Below are 5432 nucleotides of genomic sequence, written 5' to 3' on the forward strand. Positions count from 1 at the left end.
CGCCGGTGCCGGTGCCGGTGCCGGTGCCATTGCCATTGCCGGTGCCGGACGCGGGTCGCGCCGGCGGCGCCTCGGGCGTACGGGTCTGAGGGACGGACTGGTCGGGCATGGTGGGGTTCAGCCGATCTGCGCGTTCTTGGAGACGGTGACCTGGTCGATGTCGGAGGTGCGGACCGTGACGGCGATCTTCCAGTCGCCGGCCATCGGGATCTGCACCCCGTTCGCCGACCAGTGGCCGGTGGCGAGGTGGTCGGGGTTCACGGGCAGCGGGCCGATCTTCTTCGCCTCCAGGGTGAGGGCGACCTTCACCTCGGGGACGTCGAAGGCCCGTCCGTTGGGCCGCTGGACGTAGACGTGCATCTCGTTGCCGCCCACGCGCGCGGGGTCGAGGTCGATGCTGACGACGCCCTTGCCGTCGGTGCCGCCGGTGTCGAACGGCATGTCCAGGGTGAGCGCGCCGGACGTCGCCGAGCTGTCGGAGCCGGTCGACGCGGAGGCGGCGGCCTTGGCCTCCTGTTCGGTGCGGCCCGGCTCGGTCTGGGTCAGCGCGGTGGTGACGGCGAGCAGGACGAGGGCGACGCCGGCCTCGGCGAGCACCGAGCGCCGCAGACCGAAGCGGTTCGGGTCGGCGTCGCGCAGCCGCTTCTCGCGGGCGGCGTCGACGGCCGCCCGCTGCCGGGCGAGCTGGGCGGCCCGCCCGGAGCCGGCGGTGCCGGGGCCACCGCCCCTGCCACCGCGGGCGGCCTGCGAGGCGGCGGCCTGTTCCGTCCGCGAGGCGACGGCCTGTTCCTTGCGGGCCTGGGCCTGGGTCTGGGCCTTGCGGGTCTTCCCGGCGCGGACGGCCGGGTCGGTGAGCCGGCCCGTCCACCGCCGGGACACGGCCGCGATGCCGACCAGCACCGCCACCAGGGCGATCTTGACCAGCAGCAGCTGTCCGTAGCGGGTCGCGGTGAACGCCGACCAGGAGCCGAGCTGGCGCCAGGACTGGTAGACACCGGTGACCACGAGGGCGACGACGGAGCCGAAGGCCACCCGGGAGAAGCGCCGTACGGCGGCGGCCTCGACCGGGGTCTCGGCGGGCGCCCGGTACAGCGCGGTCAGCAGGGCGGTGAGACCGCCCAGCCAGGCGGCGACGGCCAGCAGGTGGACGACGTCGACCGGCATGGCCAGGCCCGGCTGCAGTCCGGTGGAGGCGTGCTCGGCCATGGCCCAGCCGGCCGCGAGCCCGGCCGCGACGACCCCGCCGCCGATCGCGAGCCCGAAGGTCAGGTCGCGCTTGTCCTGACCCTCCTCCCGGCGGGTGTAGGCACCGAAGAGGACGGCGACGAACAGGGCGGCGGCGGCGAGCAGCAGCAGCCGGGAGACGAGGGCGGCACCGGTCTTGGTCTGGAGCACCTGGCCGAGCAGATCGAGGTCGAAGACGTCGGCGAACTTCCCGGAGGTGGTGTACGCCCCGCGCAGGAGCAGCAGCCAGAGGGTGGCCGCGGTCAGCGCGACCCAGCCGCCGACGACCAGCCGCTGCAGCGGCCGTACCCCCGCGCCGCGCTGCCAGCAGGCCAGCACGAAGGCCGCGCCGCCGGCGAGCACGATGAAGCCGGCGTACGACACGTACCGCCCGAACGCGTAGAGGCCGCCCACGACTCCGCCGCCGGCGACCGGCCCGGTGCTGGACACGACGGTCGGCGAGGGCGCCCCGACGGAGAAGGTGTAGGCGCCGGCGACGGGGTGGCTGTCGGCGGAGACGACCTGGTAGGTGACGGTGTAGGTGCCCTTGGCGAGGCCGCTCTTGAGCTGCACGGCGTACGTCGTCCCGCTCACGTTGACGGCGCTGCCCGTCTGCACCGGCTTGCCCCGGGGGTCGAGGACGCGCAGGGAGTCGCCGTTCATCGCCACCTTCTCGGAGAAGGTGAGCGACACCTGGGTGGGCGCCTTGTCGGCCACCACCCCCTGTGCGGGGTCGCTGCCGGTCAGCGCCGCGTGGGCGGAGGCCGGTCCGGCGCCCGCCAGCAGCGCGCCGGTGACGGCGATGAACAGCAGCAGCAGGATCCGCAGGCGGGGGGTGGTGGTCCGGGTCACGGTGGTCCCTCCCTCAGTGGCCGGTCGACGGGTTGTACGTGGTGGCCCTCACCGGCATCTCGACGGTGAGGGGACCGGATGCGGCGAAGCCGAGCCGCAGGGTGACCTTCTGGCCCTGCTTCGGCGCCCGCTTCAGCCCCTCGAACATCAGGTGGTTGCCGCCGCTGCGGAACACGAGCCGCCCGTGGGCCGGTATGGCGAAGGAGGACTTCTCCGTCATGGCCCCGCCGGTCGTGCTGTGCATGGTGACCTGGCCGGCGACGTCACTGCTGACCGAGGTCAGCTCGTCCCCGGCGCCGCCCTTGTTGGTGATCGTCAAGAACCCGGCGGCCATGTCGGCGGAGACGGGCTGGGGCATGTAGGAGGCGCTGACGGACAGCTCGGCCCGCTGAGGGCCCGCACCGGATGCCGAACAGCCGGTGAGGGCGACGGCGCCGGTGAGCGCGCCCGCGGTCAGGACGGCGGTCCGACGCTTCACGGCTTGGCTCCCCGGACCAGCTTGGGCAGGTCCTTGGTGTAGTCGTCGACCGTGGTGTCCTCGCCGTAGAGGACGTAACCGGCGTCGGTGCGCGGGGAGAAGGCGACGACCTGGGTGCCGTGCACGGAGACCAGCTTGCCGTTCTTGTCCTTCGTGGTCGGCTCCACGGAGATGCCCAGGGACCGGGCGCCGGCCTTGATCTTGGCGAAGTCGCCGGTCAGGCCGATGAACCGGGGGTCGATCCCCTTGAGCCACTTGCCCAGCTCGGCGGGGGTGTCACGGCCGGGGTCGGTGGTCACGAACACCACCCGCAGGTCGTTCTGCTCGGCCTGGGGCAGCGACTTCTTGGCGACGGCGATGTTGCTCATCGTCGTCGGGCAGATGTCGGGGCAGTGGGTGTAGCCGAAGTAGACGAGGGTCGGGTGGCCCTTGGTCTCCTTGCGCAGGTCGTACGTCTTGCCGTGGGTGTCGGTGAGCGCCAGGTCCGGCTTGGTGAAGGGCTGGTCGAGGACGGTGGCGGCCTTGTGCGCGCCGGATCCGTCCGAGACCACGGTGACGGGCGACGCGGTGTCGTCCCCGTTGCCGCAGGCGGACAGGGTCAGGGTGGCGGCGGCGACCAGTACGGCCGCGGTGAACGTCTTCTTGCGCATAGAAAAATGTCCCAGATGTGTGAACTCCGGCGCGCACCGGGGTCGGGCGGGTCGTCGGGCGACGGCATCGCGCGACGCCCGGTGCGCGCGGCGGGGGGAGGGCTCAGGCGGTGGTCCGACGGCGGCCCGCGAGGACGCCGTAGGCCACGCCGGCGACACCGATGACGATGCCGACCACGCCGAGCACGCGCGCGGTGGTGTCACTGTCGCTGCCGGACGTCTCGGCGGCGGCCGTCTTCTCGGTCTTCCCGGCGGTGTTCTCGGTCTTCCCGGCGGTCGCAGCGGCGTGGTGGTCGTCGGTGGCGGCGGACAGCTGCAGGACCGGGGCCGGGTTCTCCGGCTCCTCCTGGCCCTCCTTCGGCACCTCGATCCAGCGCACGACCTCCTTGTTGGAGTACGTCTGGACCGCCTTGAAGACCAGCTCGTCGGTGTTCTCGGGCAGGGTGCCCAGGGAGAGCGGGAACTTCTGGAAGTAGCCCGGCTCGATGCCCTTGCCGTCGGCGGTCCAGGTGACCTTGGTGACGGCCTCGTCGATCTTCTCGCCGTGCATGGTCAGCGGCTTGTCCAGCTTGGACTTGGTGACCTCGACCTTCCAGCCGGGGAGCGGCTGCGGCATCACGGAGGCGATCGGGTGGTCGGCCGGGATGTTGACCTCGAGCCGGGTGGTCGAGGCGTTGTCGCGCTCGTTGGGGACCTTGAAGTCCACGACCGCGAAACCGCCCTTGGCCGCGGCGCCCTCGGGCTGCACGGAGACGTGCGCGAAGGCGGGGGCGGACAGGGCCAGAACGGCCGTACCCGCGGCGGCAGCGGCGGCGGCGATACGAGAAGCCTTCATGGAAGCAAGCACTCCACTCTGAGTGGGAACCGGTGGTGAAGAGGGATACGCGCGCGCGGGGCCGGCGTCTTGGCCGTACCGCTGGAAAGGTCGCGCACGCGCGCGTGCCGCGCGACGGCGGCGCACCGGGTCCGTGTCCGTGGAGGGGAGCGGTGGGCCGCGTCAGGCGGCGAGGAGGAGGGCGGCGGCGGGCGGGCCGCGCCGGATCACCGTGTGCTGGAGTACGGCGGTGTGCGGGGCGGGTGTCCGGTCCCGGTCGGCGCGCGGACCGCGCGGGCCGGACCCGGCGGCGGGGAGCAGCCCGGCGCACAGGGCGCGCACCAGTGCGAGTGCAGCGCGCAGTGACCGTACGAGCGCCCCCTCCGCGACTCCGTGCGCCGACAGCTCGATCAGCCGGAGCACCGCCAGGTCCCCGCGGCGCAGCAGCCAGCCGACCGCGAGGGCCGCGAGCACGTGCCCGAGCAGCATCGGCAGCGAGGGCAGCAGACCGGCCGAGGCGCCGGTGGCGTCGTGCGCGTGCTCCAGGCCGCCCGGGGCGCCCGGAGCGGCCGTCGGCCGGCCGGCCCGGTCGATCAGGCGCGCGTCGAGCAGCAGCCGGAAGGCGTGTCCCGGGGTGACGGAGGCCGGGGCCGACCCGCACAGCAGCCGGGTGGCCCGCTCGACCAGCGCGCTGTCGCTCAGCACGCCGTCCGCCGCCCGCATCGGCATCCCGGCCATCGTGACCTGGTGCTGGCCCAGTCCGAACAGGGTGTGCAGCACGGTCTGGCCGAGGGCGAGGAGCGCGGCGATGCCCGGCAGCGAGCGGGCCCGCCCGGCGAGCGGTGCCACGAGCAGCAGGGAGCCGAGGAAGCCCGCGCCGAGCGACCACGGCGGCACGCCCGCGCAGGAGGCCAGGGCGTGGCCGCCCGCGGCCAGCGCGACGCAGACCGCGGCGAACACCGCGGCCCGCAGGATCCGGAGCCCGGCTCCGGGACGCGCCGTGCGCGGGTGGGGGGCAGTCATGGCGGCCCCATCATCCCATTGCCCGCGCCCCCCGCCCACGGCAGGGCACCCGCGCCCGTCCGTCGCACGCGCCTCATACACCGATTCCCGTCCCGGCGCATCGGCTGTCCGGGCGGACTGACGTCGACGCAGTGCTTATGGGCGCCTACGGGCGGCAATACGTAACGGTATGTCGAGCCGGCCAGGAGGCTGGAGCATGAGCATCTGGTGGTCACTCCATCTGCGGCGCGAGGCCGCCAGCGTGCCGCTCGCCCGGCGGCTGCTGATCGGCACGATGGAGACGGCGGGCGTCGACCCGGACATCTCCTACGACCTGTCCGTCGCCCTGAGCGAGGCCTGCGCGAACGCCGTCGAGCACGGCGGGGACGCGGCGCCCGGCGGCTCGGAGGCG

General features: G+C 73.7%; 6 protein-coding genes. 1 reads left to right on the forward strand and 5 read right to left on the reverse strand.

Features of this window, described 5'->3' with window-relative positions:
* Positions 1-117: 117 nt before the first annotated feature.
* The 5 genes from IE312_RS26940 to IE312_RS26960 all read right to left on the reverse strand — a co-directional run bounded on the left by IE312_RS26940 (position 118) and on the right by IE312_RS26960 (position 5041).
* Entirely contained in the window at positions 118-2076 is a 1959-nt protein-coding gene (locus IE312_RS26940; protein WP_189984913.1) for a copper resistance CopC/CopD family protein, read from the reverse strand.
* A gap of 13 nt (positions 2077-2089) precedes the next feature.
* The gene (locus IE312_RS26945) at positions 2090-2554 is read right to left on the reverse strand and encodes a copper chaperone PCu(A)C (RefSeq protein ID WP_189984914.1); all 465 of its coding nucleotides are present in this window, start codon (positions 2552-2554) and stop codon (positions 2090-2092) included.
* Positions 2551-3204: an SCO family protein gene (locus tag IE312_RS26950; RefSeq protein WP_189984915.1), complete on the reverse strand. Its 654-nt coding sequence runs from the start codon at positions 3202-3204 to the stop codon at positions 2551-2553. The genes IE312_RS26945 and IE312_RS26950 overlap by 4 nt, the downstream gene beginning before the upstream one ends.
* 103 nt (positions 3205-3307) lie before the next feature.
* A complete protein-coding gene (locus IE312_RS26955; protein ID WP_189984916.1) occupies positions 3308-4039 on the reverse strand; it encodes a YcnI family copper-binding membrane protein in 732 nt (243 codons plus the stop codon).
* A 162-nt stretch (positions 4040-4201) separates the two neighbouring features.
* A complete protein-coding gene (locus IE312_RS26960) occupies positions 4202-5041 on the reverse strand; it encodes a hypothetical protein (RefSeq protein WP_189984917.1) in 840 nt (279 codons plus the stop codon).
* A gap of 196 nt (positions 5042-5237) precedes the next feature.
* On the opposite strand from IE312_RS26960, the gene IE312_RS41990 reads away from it, so the two are divergent.
* Positions 5238-5432, forward strand: a 195-nt coding sequence (locus IE312_RS41990; protein WP_229900476.1) for an ATP-binding protein, incomplete at its 3' end; no start/stop codon positions are given.

The organism is Streptomyces capoamus (assembly GCF_014654935.1).
In the GTDB taxonomy this organism is placed as follows: Bacteria; Actinomycetota; Actinomycetes; order Streptomycetales; family Streptomycetaceae; genus Streptomyces; species Streptomyces capoamus.